This is a genomic window from Streptomyces sp. HUAS ZL42 (assembly GCF_040782645.1).
Taxonomy (GTDB): domain Bacteria; phylum Actinomycetota; class Actinomycetes; order Streptomycetales; family Streptomycetaceae; genus Streptomyces.
The window spans coordinates 3,547,245-3,565,821 of sequence record NZ_CP160403.1 but is presented as its reverse complement, the minus strand read 5'-3'; the positions used below and the strand labels follow the sequence as shown (position 1 = coordinate 3,565,821).

20 protein-coding genes are annotated in these 18,577 nt (G+C 71.3%); 10 read left to right on the top strand and 10 right to left on the bottom strand.

Annotation, left to right across the window (positions count from 1 at the left end):
* Positions 1-99: 99 nt before the first annotated feature.
* Together ABZO29_RS16185 and ABZO29_RS16180 are read right to left on the bottom strand one after the other, a co-directional pair.
* Complete coding sequence (locus ABZO29_RS16185; RefSeq protein WP_006142322.1) at positions 100-357, bottom strand: WhiB family transcriptional regulator; 258 nt, start codon at positions 355-357, stop codon at positions 100-102.
* Positions 358-678: 321 nt separating this feature from the next.
* Positions 679-1,647, bottom strand: a complete 969-nt coding sequence (locus tag ABZO29_RS16180) for a diacylglycerol kinase family protein (protein WP_367320892.1) — start codon at positions 1,645-1,647, stop codon at positions 679-681.
* A gap of 336 nt (positions 1,648-1,983) precedes the next feature.
* Here ABZO29_RS16180 and ABZO29_RS16175 point away from each other — a divergent pair, with 336 nt between their 5' ends.
* Positions 1,984-2,424 (top strand): hypothetical protein, encoded by a 441-nt coding sequence (locus ABZO29_RS16175; protein ID WP_367320891.1) that lies wholly within the window; start codon positions 1,984-1,986, stop codon positions 2,422-2,424.
* A gap of 12 nt (positions 2,425-2,436) precedes the next feature.
* On the opposite strand, the gene ABZO29_RS16170 is transcribed toward ABZO29_RS16175, so the two are convergent.
* From ABZO29_RS16170 to ABZO29_RS16160, 3 genes are all read right to left on the bottom strand, one after another.
* Positions 2,437-3,540 (bottom strand): RNA polymerase sigma factor SigF, encoded by a 1,104-nt coding sequence (locus ABZO29_RS16170; RefSeq protein ID WP_367320890.1) that lies wholly within the window; start codon positions 3,538-3,540, stop codon positions 2,437-2,439.
* A 17-nt stretch (positions 3,541-3,557) separates the two neighbouring features.
* Positions 3,558-3,971 (bottom strand): anti-sigma regulatory factor, encoded by a 414-nt coding sequence (locus ABZO29_RS16165; RefSeq protein WP_004925829.1) that lies wholly within the window; start codon positions 3,969-3,971, stop codon positions 3,558-3,560.
* A 250-nt stretch (positions 3,972-4,221) separates the two neighbouring features.
* The gene (locus tag ABZO29_RS16160) at positions 4,222-4,482 is read right to left on the bottom strand and encodes a UBP-type zinc finger domain-containing protein (RefSeq protein WP_367320889.1); all 261 of its coding nucleotides are present in this window, start codon (positions 4,480-4,482) and stop codon (positions 4,222-4,224) included.
* Between the two features lie 61 nt (positions 4,483-4,543).
* Between ABZO29_RS16160 and ABZO29_RS16155 the strand changes: the two genes are divergently transcribed.
* Together ABZO29_RS16155 and ABZO29_RS16150 are read left to right on the top strand one after the other, a co-directional pair.
* Positions 4,544-6,142 carry a Na+/H+ antiporter gene (locus tag ABZO29_RS16155; RefSeq protein ID WP_367320888.1) on the top strand — a complete coding sequence of 533 codons (1,599 nt, stop codon included), beginning with the start codon at positions 4,544-4,546 and terminating at the stop codon, positions 6,140-6,142.
* Positions 6,143-6,206: 64 nt separating this feature from the next.
* Positions 6,207-9,041, top strand: a complete 2,835-nt coding sequence (locus ABZO29_RS16150) for an AAA family ATPase (protein WP_367320887.1) — start codon at positions 6,207-6,209, stop codon at positions 9,039-9,041.
* A 184-nt stretch (positions 9,042-9,225) separates the two neighbouring features.
* On the opposite strand, the gene ABZO29_RS16145 is transcribed toward ABZO29_RS16150, so the two are convergent.
* On the bottom strand, positions 9,226-10,149 hold the full coding sequence (locus ABZO29_RS16145; protein WP_367320886.1) for a 1-aminocyclopropane-1-carboxylate deaminase/D-cysteine desulfhydrase: 924 nt from the start codon (positions 10,147-10,149) through the stop codon (positions 9,226-9,228).
* A gap of 418 nt (positions 10,150-10,567) precedes the next feature.
* Here ABZO29_RS16145 and ABZO29_RS16140 point away from each other — a divergent pair, with 418 nt between their 5' ends.
* A complete protein-coding gene (locus ABZO29_RS16140; protein ID WP_367320885.1) occupies positions 10,568-11,974 on the top strand; it encodes a family 2B encapsulin nanocompartment shell protein in 1,407 nt (468 codons plus the stop codon).
* A gap of 187 nt (positions 11,975-12,161) precedes the next feature.
* Positions 12,162-12,755, top strand: a complete 594-nt coding sequence (locus tag ABZO29_RS16135; protein WP_367320884.1) for a GNAT family N-acetyltransferase — start codon at positions 12,162-12,164, stop codon at positions 12,753-12,755.
* Positions 12,756-12,787: 32 nt separating this feature from the next.
* Here ABZO29_RS16135 and ABZO29_RS16130 read toward each other — a convergent pair whose 3' ends face one another.
* Positions 12,788-13,378: a TetR/AcrR family transcriptional regulator gene (locus tag ABZO29_RS16130; protein ID WP_367320883.1), complete on the bottom strand. Its 591-nt coding sequence runs from the start codon at positions 13,376-13,378 to the stop codon at positions 12,788-12,790.
* A gap of 108 nt (positions 13,379-13,486) precedes the next feature.
* Here ABZO29_RS16130 and ABZO29_RS16125 point away from each other — a divergent pair, with 108 nt between their 5' ends.
* The 4 genes from ABZO29_RS16125 (at position 13,487) to ABZO29_RS16110 (ending at position 16,026) form a co-directional block, all read left to right on the top strand.
* The gene (locus tag ABZO29_RS16125) at positions 13,487-14,071 is read left to right on the top strand and encodes a dihydrofolate reductase family protein (RefSeq protein ID WP_367320882.1); all 585 of its coding nucleotides are present in this window, start codon (positions 13,487-13,489) and stop codon (positions 14,069-14,071) included.
* Positions 14,072-14,097: 26 nt separating this feature from the next.
* Positions 14,098-14,292, top strand: coding sequence for a hypothetical protein (locus tag ABZO29_RS16120; RefSeq protein ID WP_367320881.1), 195 nt, complete (start codon positions 14,098-14,100; stop codon positions 14,290-14,292).
* A gap of 94 nt (positions 14,293-14,386) precedes the next feature.
* Entirely contained in the window at positions 14,387-14,800 is a 414-nt protein-coding gene (locus ABZO29_RS16115; RefSeq protein ID WP_367320880.1) for a YciI family protein, read from the top strand.
* 17 nt (positions 14,801-14,817) lie between these two features.
* Positions 14,818-16,026, top strand: coding sequence for an RNA polymerase sigma factor (locus ABZO29_RS16110; protein ID WP_367320879.1), 1,209 nt, complete (start codon positions 14,818-14,820; stop codon positions 16,024-16,026).
* Between the two features lie 15 nt (positions 16,027-16,041).
* On the opposite strand, the gene ABZO29_RS16105 is transcribed toward ABZO29_RS16110, so the two are convergent.
* Entirely contained in the window at positions 16,042-16,797 is a 756-nt protein-coding gene (locus ABZO29_RS16105) for a VOC family protein (protein WP_367320878.1), read from the bottom strand.
* 198 nt (positions 16,798-16,995) lie between these two features.
* Positions 16,996-17,391 carry a superoxide dismutase, Ni gene (sodN, locus tag ABZO29_RS16100; protein WP_020130742.1) on the bottom strand — a complete coding sequence of 132 codons (396 nt, stop codon included), beginning with the start codon at positions 17,389-17,391 and terminating at the stop codon, positions 16,996-16,998.
* Between the two features lie 145 nt (positions 17,392-17,536).
* On the opposite strand from sodN, the gene sodX reads away from it, so the two are divergent.
* Complete coding sequence (sodX, locus tag ABZO29_RS16095; RefSeq protein WP_367320877.1) at positions 17,537-17,971, top strand: nickel-type superoxide dismutase maturation protease; 435 nt, start codon at positions 17,537-17,539, stop codon at positions 17,969-17,971.
* Here sodX and ABZO29_RS16090 read toward each other — a convergent pair.
* A complete protein-coding gene (locus tag ABZO29_RS16090; RefSeq protein WP_367320876.1) occupies positions 17,875-18,504 on the bottom strand; it encodes an ABATE domain-containing protein in 630 nt (209 codons plus the stop codon). The genes sodX and ABZO29_RS16090 overlap by 97 nt on opposite strands.
* Positions 18,505-18,577: the final 73 nt, after the last annotated feature.

The following is an 18,577-nucleotide window of genomic DNA, read 5'->3' as shown; positions in this document are numbered from 1 at the left end:
CGTAAGCGCATCGGGGGTACTGCGCGCTGCGGCTCGGGGGCGGGAGATGCGTACTCGCTGTACGCGCCGCCAAGCTCAGGCTGTTGCGGGGCGGGAGTGTCAGGCGGAGGCCTGACGGGCCCGGTTGCGGGCGGCGCGGCGCTTCATGGCGCGGCGCTCGTCCTCGCTGAGGCCACCCCAGACGCCGGAGTCCTGGCCGGACTCGAGCGCCCACTGCAGACACTGATCCATAACGGGGCAGCGACGGCAGACGGCCTTGGCTTCCTCGATCTGCAGCAGCGCAGGACCGGTGTTGCCGATGGGGAAGAAGAGCTCGGGGTCTTCCTCGCGGCAAACGGCGTTGTGACGCCAGTCCATGGCTGCTACCTCTCTTGGTATTACGTGCAGGTTGCTTGTGAATGTGAACGCTTTCACGAATCCCTCAACAAGGGAAGGGCCGACCGCCGAGTCTTCCCCGGCGTGGTCCTGAAGATTTGAAGAGGGGTTCCGGTGATCAGTGGAGGCCGGTCCTGCGGGCCGTCCCGATCGCCACGTAGAGACTCGCAAACCTCGGCGGCGGATACAACCCCTTCCGGAAAGTTTTTTTTGATTCCTCGGTGTCGACTAGGTCACAGCCGTACTTCCATGGGGTGGATCCTGGCCTAAACGTTCGAGTGAAAGGACTTTGGCCCCTTCTGCTCACACAATCACACGCAGTGCACGGCGTACGCCTGTGAACGTCACGCTCGTACGGAGCCCGAGGTGGTCGCCGTCCATCTGGAGGGGGAGCGGGACCTTCGAATGCAAGGTGAACCGGTCCAGGTCGTGCAGGGAGACGACGTGCTTGCCGTGGGGGCCGCGCTCGGGGGACGAAGTGAGCAACTGGGTGCCATAACGGGCAACCGCGGCGGTGGACAGACGGCTGAGACCGAACACATCGAGACCGGTATCGAACGAAGCCTTAGGTGACGCGTACACCGGGCGATTGCCCAGATAAGTCCACGGAGCGGTGTTGCAGATTATGGACAGCACCAAATCGGTCACGGGGTCCTCGTCCGGCCGCTCCAGCGTTATCGTGCCGTGCCTGCGGTGCGGCTCGCCCATGAGCTGGCGCGCGGCCTGGCGGACGTAGAGGGCGTGGGTGGACTTCCTGCCGCGCTCGCGTTGCTGCTCCACCCGGCCGACCACGCCCGCGTCGAAGCCGAGCCCCGCGTTGAAGGTGAACCAGCGGGATGGTGCGGCCTCGTCCTCGGTGCCCGGCGTGCCCGAGGTCAGTCCCAGCCCGACCGTACGCTCGCTGCTCTCGCGCAGCGCGTCCAGCAGGGCACCGGTGGCCTCCACGGGGTCGTTGGGCAGGCCCAGGGCGCGGGCGAAGACGTTGGTGGAGCCGCCGGGGACCACGGCGAGGCCGGGGAGGTTCTCCGGGTCGGGGCCGTCGTGCAACAGTCCGTTGACGACCTCGTTGATCGTGCCGTCGCCGCCGAGGGCCACGACCAGATCGACGTCCGCGCTCTCCGCCGCCTGCCGGCCCAGGTCACGTGCGTGACCGCGGTACTCGGTGGTGACCGCCTCGAGCTTCATCTCGCTCGCCAGTGCGTGGATCAGGACGTCGCGCGTACGTGCGCTTGTGGTGGTTGCCGCCGGGTTGACCACGAGAAGTGCACGCATGGATTGCAGCGTACCTACTGGGGGGTACTGGGCACAGGCCGAGGTAGGGATCAGGTAAGGGATGCCCACGTGAACCTCACCACGGGGCGCACAACCCGGTGCGTAGGCGTGGGCGCGCGCCTGGGGCACGAGGGAGTGGGCGCTGCGGGCTGTCCCACCCCGGGGCCACGTGGGCGGGGAAGGCCGGCGGCGCGGGTGCCGGCCCGGAGGGGGAGTGCGGCGTGGGCGTCCACCCCGGCGCACGTAGGCCATGGAGTTCGGCCGCGCGGACATGCGCTTGAAACGGCCTGTCTGCCTCGGCGTCGGGGTTTCGTTGTCGCGGGCTACGCTTCAGGGGTGAGCAGTGAGCAGACCTCCGTCGCCCCCGAAACCGCCGGTCCGCGTCCGCGGCGGCTGACCTTTGCCGCCGTGCTTGCCGCGCTGGAGGGGGTCGCGTTGGTGGTCGGTGGGGTGTGGATGCTCGTACTCGGTGTGACGGGTGATCCGGACGACCGGCAGCAGGCCGTCACCGGTGGGATCACGCTGATCGTGCTCGCGTTGCTGCCGCTGCTCGCCGCGCGCGGGCTGCTCGCCCGGCGCAGCTGGAGCCGTGGCCCGGCCGTGATCACGCAGATCATGGCGTTGCCGGTGGCCTACAACCTGCTGCAGGCCGACAGCGTCGCGATCCCGGCGGGGATCGCCCTCGCGGTGGTGGCCGTCACCGCCCTCGTCCTGCTCGTCAACGGCGAGACGACCCGGGCCCTCGGGATCCGCGGACCCGGGAACGTCCAGAAGTAACCCGCGCGGGGTTCACTCCTCAACCAGCAGCTTCTCCCGCAGCTGTGCCAGCGTCCGCGCGAGCAGCCGCGACACGTGCATCTGCGAGATCCCGACCTCCTGCGCGATCTGCGACTGCGTCATGTTGCCGAAGAAGCGAAGGAGAAGGATCCGCTTCTCGCGGGGCGGAAGATCCTCGAGCAGCGGCTTCAGCGACTCCCGGTACTCGACGCCCTCCAGTGCCTCGTCCTCCGCGCCCAGCGTGTCCGCCACGGCCGGGGACTCGTCGTCCGTGTCGGGGACGTCCAGGGACAGTGTGGAGTACGCGTTGGCGGACTCCAGACCCTCCAGAACCTCCTCCTCCGAGATCGCCAGTTTCTCGGCGAGCTCGTGGACCGTCGGCGAGCGGCCGTGCTGCTGCGAGAGCTCCGCGGTCGCCGTGGTCAGCGCGAGACGCAGCTCCTGCAGGCGCCGCGGCACCCGCACCGCCCAGCCCTTGTCGCGGAAGTGCCGCTTGATCTCGCCGACGACCGTCGGGGTCGCGTACGTCGAGAACTCGACGCCGCGGTCCGGGTCGAAGCGGTCGACCGACTTGATCAGGCCGATGGTGGCGACCTGGGTGAGATCGTCCAGCGGCTCGCCGCGGTTGCGGAAGCGGCGCGCGAGGTGCTCGACGAGCGGCAGATGCATGCGGACGAGCTGGTTGCGCATCTCCGCGTACTCGGGGCTGCCGTCCTGCAGCTTGCGCAGCTCGACGAACATCGCCCGCGCCCCACTGCGGTCCTGAGGCTCGTGCTGCGTTGCCTGCACGCCCCGCGCGCTCGGTTCGTCGTCTCGCTCGTGCTCGCTCATCGTCCCGCCCGTTGCCCTTCCCCGAGCCCTCGCCTCTGCCCGGACAGGGGAGCCCCCCATCCGCCGCTCCCGAGGCGCGCTCTGCACGGCACCTTCCCGATCCCGCTGCCCCCCGTCGTCCAGGAAGCCCGCCTCCGGGGTGTCGTCCTCCACGGCGTCGTCCTCCGGGTGCGGCCGGGCCTGCTCAGGGATGCCGTCGATGCCGTCCCCCATGCGTCGGGAATCGTCCGGAGTGGCTGTGCCCTCCGTCGGCAGCTCCCGTGTGCCGCGCTCTTCGTCCCGCACCGGCCCGTCCCCGTTCCTCACGCCGGCCCGGGTCCCGCGCCGCGCTGTTTGTAGAGGCTGATCGAAACGGTTTTGTCCTCGTCCACGGCGGAGGAGACCTTGCCCGCGAGGGCGGACAGGACGGTCCAGGCGAAGGTGTCCCGCGAGGGGGCGTGACCGTCCGTGGTCGGGGCCGAGACGGTGACCTCGAGCGAGTCGTCGACGAGTCGGAAGACGCAACTGAGAACCGAGCCGGGCACGGCCTGCTGGAGCAGGATCGCGCACGCCTCGTCCACCGCGATGCGCAGGTCCTCGATCTCGTCGAGGGTGAAGTCCAAACGGGCTGCGAGGCCGGCCGTGGCCGTCCGCAGCACCGACAGGTAGGCACCCGCGGCCGGCAGCCGGACTTCCACGAAGTCCTGGGTCGCGGGCTCGCCTGCGATCTGGGACACCCTCACCTCCATGGTGGTACAAGCTTTTCGGGGCCGAGGGTCGCCCCCCGGGATAACGCGATGTGTGTTCAGCGGTGACGCTACCGCGCTCTCAACTTTCCTGTCCCCGGGACCCCGACCCCTTGCTGTCACTCATAGTAAACACATGAATACGCACAGTGGCTAGGGGTCCCGCGGTCCCAAATGGGAAGAGCGCGCGCCGGATTGACGTACCCAGGCGTCAGACCGTCGAACCGTCTCCTTCCTCCAGTCACACGAGCACATGGTCAACAAAGCACCAACGCCAGGTCTCGCCGGGCTCGTACGTTCTCATCACCGGGTGGTCGGAGTCCTTGAAGTGCTCCGTGGCGTGCCGCCCGGGCGAGGTGTCGCAGCAGCCGACGTAGCCGCAGACCAGACACTTCCGCAGCTGTACCGGGTGGCTGCCGCTCGCCAGACACTCCGGGCACGTCTCGCTCAGGGGCTCGGGTTCCGGGTGCGGCAGCACGTCGGCATGCGTGCACTGTTTCATGATTGCCAGATTACGACGGGCGTGCGGGGAACCGCGCGGAAAAACGAGGGCGGGCGAGGACATGGACGTGATGCCACTGCTGTTGCTGGTGGCGGGCAGCACCGCGATCGCCGCGGCGGCCCGGCGCACACCCGTACCGGCACCGCTGCTGCTCGTAGCGGTCGGCCTCGCGGTCTCGTACATACCGGGAGTGCCGGACTACACCCTCGACCCCGACGTCGTCCTGCCCCTGCTCCTGCCCCCGTTGCTGTACACGTCGGCGACCGACAGCTCCTACCTCGACCTGCGTGCCCAGATGCGGCCGGTCGGCCTGTTGTCGGTCGGTTACGTACTGTTCGCGACCTTCGCCGTCGGCTGGGCCGCTTATCTGCTCGTGCCGGGGCTGCCGTTGACCGCGGCGCTGGTGCTGGGCGCCGTCGTGGCGCCGCCCGACGCGGTAGCGGCCACGGCGGTGGCACGCCGGGTCGGGCTGCCGTCGCGGATCACCACGATCCTCCAGGGCGAGTCCCTGCTCAACGACGCCACCGCGATCACCGCCTACAAGGTGGCCCTCGCCGCAGCGGTCGGCGAGGGCGCGTCCTGGGCCGGCGGCATCCGCGAGTTCCTGCTCGCGGCGGTCGGCGGCGTCGCGGTCGGCCTGGTGCTGATGGCGCCGATCCACTGGCTGCGCACCCACGTGAAGGAGCCCCTCCTCCAGAACACGCTCTCCCTGCTGATCCCGTTCGTCGCGTACGCGGCCGCCGAGCAGTTCCACGCCTCCGGCGTCCTCGCCGTGGTCGTCGTCGCGCTCTATCTCGGCCACCGCGCCTGGGAGGTCGACTTCGCCACCCGCCTCCAGGAGGAGGCCGTCTGGAAGATGGTCGCGTTCATCCTCGAGTCGGCGGTGTTCGCGCTGATCGGACTGCAACTGCCCGTCGTCCTCAGGGGCCTCGGGGAGTACGAGGGCCTCGACGCCGCCTGGTACGCGTCCGCCCTCTTCCTGGTGGTCGTCGCGGCGCGGTTCCTGTGGGTGTATCCGGTGACCTTCCTGATCCGGATGGTGTCGGCGCGGATCCGGGAGCGGGAGCAGAACCCCACCTGGCGGGGGCCGGTCGTGATCTCCTGGGCCGGCATGCGCGGGGTAGTCTCGCTCGCCATCGCCTTCTCGATCCCGCTCACGGTGCAGCACGGCGACACCCCCTTCCCGCAGCGCAACCTGATCCTCTTCCTGACCTTCACCACAGTCATCGGCACGCTGGTCGTCCAGGGCCTGACCCTGCCCCCGCTGATCCGCCTGCTGAAGTTCCCCCCGCGCGACACGCAGGCCGAGACGCTCGCCGAGGCCAACGCCCAGGCGCAGGCCTCCCGGGTCGCCGAGGAGCGGCTCGCGGCACTCCTCTCCGACGAGCGCAACGCCCTGCCGCTGCCGCTCGCCGACCGGCTGCGTTCGGTCCTGGAGCGCCGACGCAACGCCGTCTGGGAGCGCCTCGGCCAGGTCAACGCGGTCACCGGCGAGACCGTCGACGACACCTACCGGCGGCTGTCGCGGGAGATGATCAGCGCGGAACGCGAGGTGTTCGTCAAGCTGCGCGACGGCCGCTACATCGACGACGAGATGCTGCGGACACTGCTGCGCAGGCTGGACCTGGAGGAGGCGGCGGCGTACCGGGAGACGGCATAGCGGCGTTGTCAGCGGCTTACGACAGGATGCACAGAAGCACCAGCTTCATCGGGGGACACGAGACATGGAGACGGAACGGACGCCGCTGGTCGGCAGAGCCGCGCAGCTCGGGCGGATCGACCGGCTGCTGGCGGAGCTGGTGGGGGACGCGGACGGCCGCCCGGCCGTGCTGGACGTCTGCGGCGAGGCGGGCATCGGCAAGAGCCGGCTGGTCCAGGAGCTGTGCCTGCGTGCGCGGCGGCGAGGGGCGTCGGTGCTGCGCGGCCGGGCGACGGAGTACGAACGGCACATCCCCTTCCAGCCGTTCACGGACGCGTTCACCGATCTCGACCCCGAGGTGCTGAAGTCCTTCCCGGCCGCCGCCGAGGCCGACCCCGTGCTCAGCGGCACCCCGCACCGCACGGACCGCTTCGCCCTGCACCGGGTCACGGCCGCCCTGCTCGCCCACGCCGCCGCCTCCCCGCTGGTGGTGGTCCTGGACGACATGCACTGGGCGGACGCCGCGTCCCTGGAGCTCCTCGACCATCTCGTACGGCACCCCGTGCGGGCGCGCGTCCTGCTGGTCGTCGCCCGCCGCGACCGCCAGAGCCCCGCCCCGCTCGCCGCGATCCTCACGCGCGGCCTGGACACCGGGGCGGTGCGGCGGACGGTCCTCGGGCCGCTCGGCGAGCGGGAGTGCGTCGAGCTGCTCACCCCCGACCTGGCCCGCGACGAGGCCGTACGGCTCTCCGCGGCCGGCGAGGGAAACCCGCTCTACCTCCTGACCCTGCTCCAGGCGCGCCGCGAGGGGGCGCCGGTCACCAGGCTGTCCGCAACCGGGCTCGGCGCGCTGCTGCTCGGCGAGCTCACCCCGCTGACGCCCGCGCAGCGTCGGCTCGTCGAAGTGGTGGCCGCGCTCGGCGACCACGCCACGCCCGCCCTGCTCGGCCCGGTGACCGGCCGGGAACCGGCGCAGCTGGCCGGCGATCTCGCCGAACTGACCCGGCGCGACCTGCTGCGGACCGCCCCGCACGGACGGCTGGTGCTGCGGCATCCCGTGCTGCGCAGCCTCGTCCACGACGGCACCGACCCCTGGCTGCGCACGGAGATCCACCGGCTGGCCGCCGCCGAGCTGGCACGGGCCGGTGCCCCGCCCGCCGAGCGGGCGCACCACGCCGAGAGGTCGCTGTCCGGCTGGGACCCCGAGGCGGCGGCCGTGCTGACCGAGGCCGCCGAGCAGGCCGTCCACACGGCGCCCGCGAGCTGCGCGCACTGGCTGGACGTGGTGCTGCGGCACCTTCCGCACACGCCGGAACACTCTGTCGTGCGACGCGAGTTGATGTTGCTGCGGGCCCGGGCTCTGGGCGCCTGCGGACAACTCCGCGAGAGCCGCGACCTGCTGCACCAGGTGATCGCCCTGCCCGACCCGGGCGACGGGAAGGGCTCGCGGGCCTCCGCCGTCGTGCTGTGCGCCGTCATGGAACGGCACCTGGGCCGCTATACGGAGGCAGTGGCCCTGCTCCGCCGCGAGCTGCACCGCACCGACCCCGCCCCGTCGCCCGCCGACCAGGTGGCGCTCGGCCTCGAGCTGGGCTTCTCGGCCCCGCACGACACGTCGTACCCGGCCGTGCGCTCCGACATGGCGCGAACCCTGGAGGTGGCCCGGTCCCTCGGGGACGAGGCGGCCGTCGCGGGCGCGCTGACCGTCGCCGCGCTGGGGGAGGCGTACGAGGGGCAGACCGCCGAGGCCGACGACCTCGCCCGCCGGGCTGCGGCCCTCGTGGACTCGCTGCCCGACGACGACCTCACCGGCCTGTGCGAGCCGCTGGCCCGGCTGGGCTGGGCGGAGGCGTTCCTGGATCGCTATGCCGACGCGGAACGGCACGCCGACCGGGGTCTGGCCATAGCCCGCCGCACCGGACAGCTCTACCTCCTGCCCCACCTGCTGCTGTCCAAGGCGCACGTGCGCATCCAGACCTGCCGGCTGGCATCGGCGGTGGAACTGGCCGACGAGGCCGAGGACATCGCGCGCGGCATCGGCAGCGACGAACTGCTCGCCTTCGTGCTGGCGACCAAGGCCCACGCCCTGGTCGACGCCTGCCCGCCCGGCGACCCGCGGCCCCTGGCCCTGGCCGAGCAGGCGGTGGCCGCGGCGGGCGTGGGTGTCAACTGGTGGGCGTCCATAGCCTGGTGCACGCTCGGGTACGCGGCCCTCACCGCCGGCGATCCGGCCCGGGCGCGGGAGGCGGTCCTGCACGCGGGCGGTCCCGACCTGCGCGGGTTGCAGCCGTCGATGCGCCCGCTGTTCCTGGAGATCCTGGTGACCGCGGCCATCACCACCGGCGATCTGGACGCGGCCCGGGAGTGGGCCGACCGGGCCCGTACGGAGGCCGAGTCGCTCGATCTTCCGGTGCAGCGTGCGTCGGCCATGCGCAGTATGGCGCACCTGCACCTCGGCCAGGGTGACGGCAGGGCGGCGGCCGACCTGTTCGTGGCGGCGGCCGAGGAGAGCGCCCTCCCCGGGGCGGCCTTCTGGGAGGCGTACTCCCTGCTCCTGGGCGCGCCGCTGCTCGCGGCGGACCCGGACGGGCCGCGGCGCGGGCAGGCAGCCTGGCACCGGGGGCAGCGGCTCGCCGCCGCCGGGGGCTGCCGGATGCTCACCGAGCTGGCCGAGCTGGTCCGTCCGGCGGTGACCGAGGCTCCCGACGGCCCCGAGCGGCGGCTCGCCGAACTCACCGCACGGGAACGGGAGATCGCCGACCTCGTCGCCGAGGGCCTCACCAGTCCGGCGATCGCCGACCGCCTGTGCCTGAGCCGCCGCACCGTCGAGACCCATGTCTCGCGGATCTACCGCAAGACGGGAGTCTCGTCGCGGGCGGCCCTGGCGGCGCTGATGGCGGGGCGGGCGCCCAGGCTGTGACTCAGCGGGTGAACCACGAGGAGCTCTCCTTCGAGCGGAGGGTCCGTACGATCACGAGGGCCATGATCCGTGCCGTGGAGTACCGACCTGGCAGGAACCCGGCGCACACCGCCTTCGCGCCTCCGTGTCCAGTGTCGTCATGTCCACGTTGTAGCCGGAGGCGTGGGGCCGGGCGTCGGTGAGACTACGTAGTCGCCGTACGCATTGGCTGTCCGGTGACGACTGCGGCGATGGTAGTCCCGTGGGGGAAGGCCCCTTCCTCCGCGAGAGCGACAAGTCCGTAGAGCAACTTGGCGACATAGAGACGTTCGACGGGCAGGCCGTGCCGCTGTTCGAAGTCGTCGGCGAAGGCGTCGAGGGCGGGGGTGGTGCGGGCGTATCCCCCGCAGTGGAAGCGGTCGTCGAGGCGCCAGGTGCCGCGCGGGCCGCCGAAGGCCTGATGCTGCAGGGCGCGTATCTCGGCCTCGAGGAACCCGCCCTTGAGGACGGGTATGCCGAGGGCGCGCCGACCGGGGGCGAGGCCGGCGGCCAGGCCGGCGAGCGTGCCGCCGGTGCCGCATGCGAGGGCGACGATGTCGGCGTGGCCGTCCAGCTCCTCGCCGAGGGGGCGGCAGCCGCGGACTGCCAGGGCGTTGCTGCCGCCCTCGGGGACGACGTGGGCGTCCTCGGCTCCGGTCGCGCGCAGGAGGGACGTCAGGGTTTCGGGCTCGTGTTTGCGGCGGTACGTCGCCCTGTCGACGAAGTGCAGGCGCATGCCGTCCGCCGCGCAGCGGGCGAGGGACGGGTTGAGCGGACGGTCGGCGAGCTCCTGCCCGCGGACCACGCCCACGGTCCGCAGGCCGAGCAGTCGGCCGGCGGCGGCGGTGGCGCGGAGGTGGTTGGAGTAGGCACCACCGAAGGTGAGGACGGTGCGCCCTGCCGCCGCTTCGAGGTTGGGCGCGAGCTTGCGCCACTTGTTGCCGATCAGCTCGGGGTGGATGAGGTCGTCGCGCTTGAGGAGCAGCAGGAGTCCGTGGCGGGCGAAGCGGACGTCGTCGACTTCCTGCAGCGGGGAGGGGAGCCGGGGCTGCAGGGCGGCGAGGGCGTCGGGCACGTCGGGGCTGGTCACGGGACCAGTGTCCCTCCGGCGGTGGTGCCGTTTGCGCCGTGGGTCTGGTGGGTGGGTCGGGGGTGTGGTGGTGCGGCGAGCCCGTCGCGGGTTGCGCCCCTCTGCCCGCTGCCACGGTGGACGGCGTGGGGACCAGCTAAGCGACGGGCTGCGCCGCACCACCACACCCCACTCCGGCGCGCGGGCGACTGCGGGTGCGTGGTGGCGCGGGGCGCGCTCAGCCCTGCCGCCCGACCGCGGGCCCACGCCGCGTCAGGCGCAGTGCCGGGTACCTGTCCCACGGTCCTGGAAATCGCCTTCCTGCCCCGGGCCGTGGTGATCCATTCCCGCTCTTTCGGGTAATGGTACGGACACGCTCCGTGATGGAAAGCTTGTCCGTGAGAGCAGGGCGGGAGCATGACCGGGAGGGCAGTTCCTTATGTCGGTAGGCGAAGAGGCCCGCACGGATCCGGACAAGCCGCAGCAGAGCCTCGGCACAGCGGCAGCGCGGAACCTGGCCACCACCACCAAGTCCGCACCCCAGATGCAGGAGATCAGCTCCCGCTGGCTCCTGAGGATGCTGCCCTGGGTCGATGTGCAGGGCGGCACGTACCGGGTGAACCGGCGGCTGACCTACGCGGTCGGCGACGGCCGCGTCACCTTCGTGAAGACGGGCGACCGCGTGGAGGTCATCCCCGCGGAGCTGGGCGAACTTCCGGCCCTGCGGTCGTACGAGGACGAGGAGGTGCTGGCGGAGCTCGCCCGCCGCTGCCGGCAGCGGGAGTTCGGCCCGGGCGAGGTGATCGCCTCCTTCGGCGGTCGGACCGGCGAGGTGTATCTGCTGGCGCACGGCAGGGTGGAGAAGATCGGCACGGGTCCGTACGGGGGCGACGCCGTGCTCGGCGTGCTCGCAGACGGCTCGTACTTCGGCGACGCGGCCCTGCTCGACTCCGACGCCATCTGGGAGTACACCGCCCGCGCGGACACCGCCTGCACGGTACTGATCCTCTCCCGCCAGGACGTCGAGCAGGTCGCCGAGCGCGCCGACACCCTGCGCGCGCACCTGCTGCAGCAGCGGTCGATTCCCCGGCAGCGCACCAACAATTACGGCGAGAAGGCGGTCGACCTCGCCGCCGGCCACTCCGGCGAGCCGGACATCCCGCACACCTACGTCGACTACGAGGCCAGGCCCCGCGAGTACGAACTGAGCATCGCCCAGACCGTGCTGCGCATCCACACCCGCGTCGCCGACCTCTACAACCAGCCCATGAACCAGACCGAGCAACAGCTGCGGCTGACGGTCGAGGCGCTGAAGGAGCGCCAGGAGCACGAGCTCATCAACAACCGGGAGTTCGGGCTGCTCCACAACTGCGAGTACGACCAGCGGATCCAGCCGCACGACGGAGTCCCCGGCCCCGACGACCTGGACGAGCTGCTCGGCAGACGCCGTGGCACCAAGCTGTTCCTCGCCCACCCGCGCGCGATCTCCGCGTTCGGGCGGGAGCTGAACCGGCGGGGACTCGTGCCGGAGACCGTCGACATGGGCGGCAACCGCATCCCCACCTGGCGCGGCGTGCCGATCTTCCCCTGCAACAAGATCCCGGTCACCGAGGCCCGGACCAGCTCGATCATCGCGATGCGTCTCGGTGAGGAGGACCAGGGTGTGATCGGTCTGAGGCAGACCGGCCTTCCCGACGAGATCGAGCCGAGTCTGTCCGTGCGGTTCATGGGCATCAACGAACAGGCGATCGTCAAGTACCTGGTGACGGCCTACTACTCGGCCGCGGTTCTGGTGCCTGACGCGCTCGGCGTCCTGGAGAACGTCGAGATCGGCCGCTGGCGGTGACCTGCCCGGTTGCAGACCCCGGAGCCCCGGGACCGTGCGGCTCCTGACCCCGCACGGTCACCCGGGGGCTCCGGTCCGGCGGGTCCCGCACATCCCCACGGCGTGCGGGGCCCGCCACCTCGCCCGCAGCGGATAGGCTCGGCAACACCCGTGTTGACAGGGCCTGTTGAAAGCGAAGGGGCGGGACATGGGCGTGGCGGTCAAGGCGGCGGACGCGGGCGACCGCGAGCTGGTCGTCCGGGTACTGGACGCGGCCTTCCAGGACGATCCGGTGAGCGCCTGGGTCTTCCCCGGTGACGAGTACCGCCGCACGACCCACTCCAGGCTCATGGCCGCGTTCACCGACATCGTGCTCGCCGAGGGACGCGTCGACGTCACCGAGGACGGCACGGGCTGCGCGCTGTGGCTGTCCGTGCCGGCCGGTGAGCACGCCGACGACGAGGGCCCCGCCCGACTGCGCGACGCGGTCGACCCCGCGAACGAACGCATCGAGCAGATCGGACGGTTGGCGGCCGCCCTCCATCCTTCCGACCGCGCCCACGACTACCTGTGGATGATCGGAGTCGTGCCCGAGCACCAGGGCCGCGGCCTGGGCACCGCGCTCATCCGGCCGGTCCTCGACCGCTGCGACCGCGAGGGACTGCCCGTCTACCTGGAGGCGAGCAACGCCCGCAGCCGCAGGCTCTACGAGCGACTCGGCTTCGTCTGCACCGGCCGCGCCCCGGACCTGCCGGAGGGCGGCCCGCGGATGTGGCCGATGTGGCGCGAGCCGAAGAGCTGATGCCCGGACCCCGTCCACGGTCACGACCGCGGCTACACCTCCGGCACCACCGTCGCCACGATCCGCTCCACCAGCCCCTCCGGGACGTCCACCCCGGGCAGGACGCCGTCCAGCACTCCGGGCAGAGTCAGGTGCTCCAGGATGAGGCCGAGCATCGCGAGATAGAGCACGGCGACGGTCTCGTCGCCGCCGGGCAGCCCGGCGTCCCGGTGGAACTCCATGCCGTACTCGAGGTCCCCACGCACGGACTTCGTGAACGAATCGCGCAGTCCGGGCCGCCGGGTGGCCTCCAGACGCATCTCCAGCAGGGCCAGATAGCCGGTGCGGTCCCCGACCACCCGGGCCATCAGGTCGCGCATGAGCGCGGCGACCAGCGGCCGGTCGTGGGGCGCCCGCATCAGCGCGCCGAGCACCTCGGGGTCGGGGGCGAGCCGGGTGTGCAGCCGCGTGTCGATCTGGCGGAGCAGGTCGTCGCGGCCGGTGAAGTAGTTCGAGGCGGTGCCGGTCGGCACCCCGGCCGCCGCGTCCACCGCGCGGAACGTCAGCCCGCGCGCCCCCTCGCGGGCGAGCACCTCCACCCCGGCGTCGACGAGCACGGCCCGGCGCTCCGGATTGCCGGCCATACGGAATCCCTTCTCCCACTTGGGCCCATGGCCCAAAACGTCTTGCAACCACTACAAGTGAAGCACTACAACTGGAGTGGTTCACGCAGCCTACGGAAAGAGACCAGCTTGCGAAAGCTCACCTACTTCGTCGCCTGCTCCATCGACGGGTTCATCGGGGACCCGGGCGGCGACGCCTCGTCGATGTTCGCGTTCCTCGACGAGGAGTTCCTCGGGTATCTCACCTCGACGTACCCCGAGACCGTCGCGGCGCAGGGGCGCGAGCCGCTCGGCATCAAGGAAGCCGCCAACCTCAACTTCGACACCGTGATCCAGGGCCGCGGCAGCTACCAGCTCGCCCTCGACGCCGGCATCACCAGTCCGTACGGCCATCTGCGCGAGTACGTCGCCTCGCGCAGCCTCGGTACCTCGCCCGACCCGAACGTGGAGGTGATCGACGGCGATCTCGTCGCCCGGATCCGCGCGCTGAAGGCCGAGGACGGCGACCTCGGCATCTGGCTCTGCGGCGGCTCGCAGCTCGCCGGCGAACTGCTCGACGAGATCGACGAACTCGTCATCAAGACCTACCCGCAGGTGTACGGCTCCGGCATGCCGATGTTCGGCACCGGCTTCGCCGTCACCGACTTCGAACTGGACGCCGTACGCACGTTCAAGAACGGCGTCCTCGTACGCACGTACAGCAGGAAGCGCTGAGGCCGTCCCAGCCCTACTCTGATGACATGGACAGCGACAACCACGTCTGTCCCGCCTGCGGACAGCCTGTCGAAACGGTCGTCAAGCGCCACAAGACACTCGGCGCATGGGTTCCGAAGTGGGTCGCCGGTCCCTGCCGGAACCCGAAGTGCGAGGCGTACGTCGTGGAGGGCGCCGCGCCCGAGGAGGAGCGCGGCGGATCCGCCACGAAGAAGTCCTGAAGCCATCCCGAACCCCTGTCGAGAAACCCGGCGCGGCTCCGACGTCCCCTGTGAGACCGTCCACCGGGGACGGTCCGAGCCGAAGGAGCGGACGATGAAGTACCTGGTCATGGTGCAGGGCACGCAGGCGGAGTACGAGGGGCTCGCCGGCAGGGCGTCCGAGCACTCCCCGGCCTGGACCGAGCAGGAGGTGCAGGCCATGTACGCCTACATGAGCGCGATCAACGACGACCTCTCCGAGTCCGGCGAATTCGTCGACGGTCAGGGACTGGGCGAACCGGCCCGGACCCGGCTGGTCTCCCTGGACGCGGACGGCAAGGCGGTGATCACCGACGGGCCGTACAGCGAGACCAAGGAACTGCTGGCCGGCTACTGGGTCCTCGAGTGCGAGAGCCTGGAGCGGGTCACCGAGATCGCCGAGCGCGTCGCCCGGTGCCCCCAGCCCGCCGGAGCCGAGAACCGCCCGGTGGTGATCCGTCCCATCCAGGACGGCGCCGGGGACATCTGAGCGAGAACGAGCTGTCCATGAGCCGCCCCACCGAGGTCGAGGACCTGCTGCGCCTCCATGCGCCGCAGGTCCTCGGCGCGCTGGTCAGGCGGTACGGGCACTTCGACGCCGCAGAGGACGCCGTACAGGAGGCACTGGTGGCGGCGGCCCGGCAGTGGCCGTCCGGCGGCGTCCCGGACAACCCGCGCGGCTGGCTGATCAAGGTGGCCGCACGGCGGCTGACGGACGCCCTGCGCGCCGACGCGGCACGGCGGGCGCGCGAGGAGAGGGCAGCGGCGCTGACCCCGCGCGACGAGCTCGTCGCCGGGGAGCGGGCGCCGCGCGCGGACGACACGCTCTCCCTGCTCTTCCTGTGCTGCCACCCCGACCTGACCCAGCCCGCGCAGATCGCGCTCACCCTGCGCGCGGTCGGCGGTCTGACCACTGCGGAGATCGCCCGCGCGTACCTCGTCCCCGAGACGACCATGGGCCAGCGCATCAGCAGGGCCAAGCAGAAGGTGCGGGGTGTGCGCTTCGGGCGGCCGGACAACTGGAACGAGCGGCTCCCGGCGGTTCTGCACACCCTGTATCTGATCTTCAACGAGGGCTACACGGCGACGTCGGGCGCGAGCCTCCAGCGGCGCGACCTGGCCGGCGAGGCGATCCGTCTGACCCGCACGGTCCACCGCCTGCTCCCCGAGGACGGCGAGGTCACCGGTCTGCTGGCCCTGATGCTGCTCACCGACGCCCGCCGCGACGCCCGCACCGGCCCGCACGGCGAGCTGATCCCCCTCGACGAACAGGACCGCGACCGCTGGGACAGGGCCGCGATCGAGGAGGGCGTCGCCCTGGTCACCCGCGCGCTCTCGCACGGCCCGGCCGGCCCCTACCAACTGCGCGCGGCCATCGCCGCCGTGCACGACGAGGCCCCGTCACCTCAGACCACCGACTGGCGGGAGATCCTCGGCCTGTACGACGTCCTCGTCCGCCTGGTCCCCGGCCCCGTCGAACGCCTCAACCGTGCCGTCGCCGTGGCCATGGTGTCCGGCCCGCGCGTGGGACTGGCCGAACTGGAGCGGGTGGAGGGCGCGTTGGGCCACCGCCGGGACGCGGTCCGCGGCCACCTCCTGGAGCGGGCCGGCGAGCACGCCGCCGCCCGCGCAGCCTACGAATCCGCGGCGGACCAGACCCTGAGCCTGCCGGAACAGCGCTATCTGCAGGCGCGGGCGGCACGGCTGAGGGGCTGACGTCCCCCCATGACGTCAACTGGGGGAGGGCGCCGCCGGCCGCGGCAGGCCGCCCGTTTCCGGATCGCGTCCCGTCAGGCAGTACGTGCCGCCGGCCGGGTCCCGCATCACCGTCCAGTGCCGGCCGCGGGAGACGAACTCCGCGCCCAGGCGCTCGTGCTCGGCCCGGGTCGCTTCGATGTCGGCGCAGGCGAGGTCCAGGTGGGCCGAGGCGGGGCGTTCCTCGCCGAGGCGCTGGAGGAGGATGCGGACCGGCAGCGCGGCGGGCGGCTTGAGCACGTGGAACTCGGGGAGCGAGCCGGCCAGCGACTCCCAGTCGGGCAGCAGCGCGCTCCAGAACGCGACTTCGGTGTCGTAGGACGAAGGGCGGATGTCGAGGCAGACCTGGTCGAGGCGGCTGCCACGCACCACTGGCGGCCGTACCGACTCCTCGTGCCAGCGCACCGCACAGAACAGCTGCCCGCCGGGCGAGCGCAGGACGACGAGCCCCTCGTACTCGCCGAGGGTCTCAGCGCCGAGGCGGATCGCGGACTTCGCGAAGTGCTGGACGTCGTCGACGCAGAAGTCCGGATGAGCCCCGCCTTCCCCGGCCGCGACCCCCTGCACCTTCACGCAGGCGTCGGCACCGTCCGGCACCAGTGTCGTGAACTCGCCCCGTTCACCCCGGATTTCGGACAACCCGGTGTCCGTGACGGCCGTCCAGAACGCGCACGCCCGGTCGAAGTGCTCGGCGGGCCGGTCGATGAAGACGTACGTCCAGCGGATGCTCATGGAGGCGATGGTAGGCGGGCCCGGTGGACCGCACGGGTTTCGTGACGTACACCACGATCGGCGCGCCAGGTCCGCACAAAGGCCGCCCCCGGTCCGCTCGGGCGCCATGCTCGGCGTCCCGCGGGCCGGGTGCGGCCCTGTGGGCTCTGCAATCAAAGATGTCGCAGGTCAAAGGCAGATGAAGGAGGCGACCCGAGGTCAGGCCTTCTTGGTCTCCCAGAAGATCTTGTCGATCTCGGCGATGAGCTCGAGAGCCTTCTCGCCCGTCTTCGGGTCCGTAGAGGCCTTCGCGGCCGAAAGGGCCTTCAGGGTGTCGTTGACCAGCTGGTGCAGCTGGGGGTACTTCTCGAAGTGCGGGGGCTTGAAGTAGTCGCTCCAGAGCACCGAGACATGGTGCTTCGCGAGCTCGGCACGCTGCTCCTTGATAACGGTGGCACGCGCCTGGAAGTGCGGGTCGTCGTTGGCGGCCATCTTCTCCTGGACGGCCTTCACCGACTCCGCCTCGATGCGGGCCTGGGCCGGGTCGTACACACCGCAGGGCAGGTCGCAGTGTGCGCTGACCTTGACCTTGGGGGCAAACAGGCGGGAAAGCATGGAGCATTCCTTCCTCGTGATCGTCTTCTCAGGTGGGACATTACTCCCTGGGAGACGGGTTTTCTCGAGTGCCCCCATGGGCTTAGGACAAAAGTCCGGGGTCAGACTGAGACTGGTGGAGGAAGAACCGGGGAGGTGCCGGGTGATGCCGGAGCTGTCGCAGGAGACCGAACGGGGGAGGGCACTCCAGCCCTTCGGATGGGTCGAGGTGACCGGACCGTCCATGGTGCCCACGCTGTACCACGGCGACTGGCTCGTGGTGCGGCACGGGGGCCGGATCAGGCCCGGTGACGTCGTCGTCCTGCGCCACCCCTTCCAGCAGGACCTGCTCGTGGTCAAGCGCGCCGCCGAACGTCGCGACGGCGGCTGGTGGGTGCTCGGGGACAACGCCTACGCCGGAGGCGACAGCACCGACTACGGGACCGTGCCCGACGACCTGATCCTCGGCAAGGTCCGCTTCCGCTTCCGGCCGCTCAAGCCGGATCAGCGCTCGCCGTTCGCCGCGCTGCGCTGGGCGCTGTCGGCCGCCAGGCTCGTCCTGCCCGACCGGTCGGCCTCCAGGCGCTTGCGGGCCCGGTAGGCGGCCACGTTGGCGCGGGTCGCGCAGCGGTCGGAGCAGTAGCGCCGGGAGCGGTTGGTCGAGGTGTCCAGGTAGGCGTTGCGGCAGGGCGGGGCCTCGCACAGGCCGAGGCGGTCGACGCCGTACTCGGTCAGATGGAACGCCAGGCCCATCGCCGCGATGGCCGCGTAGCCCGCGGTCGCGTTCGACGGGTGGTCGGCCAGGTGCATGTGCCACAGGGGACGGCCGTCCTCGTCGCGGTGGTCGTGGCCGGAGATCTGCGGGCTCACCGGGAACTCCAGGAGCAGCGAGTTCAGCAGGTCCACGGCGAGTGTCTCGTCGCCCTTGTCCGCCGCCTCGAAGACAGCGCGCAGCCGTGCCCGCACCGAACGGAACCGGGTCACGTCCGCGTCGGTCGTGCGGCGGGCCGCCGACGAGTTGGCACCGAAGAGGCCGCGGACGGCCTCGACCGAGGTCAGCGAGTCCTTGCCCCGGGCCGGTTCCTCGCTGTTGACGAGACGGACGGCGTAATCCGAGTAATAGGCCAGTTCCACTTGTAGTCCTTACGGGGGCGCTCTATGGTCGTGGTGCGGTCGGGTAACAGCCGGTCGTGTATCCAGGGTATTA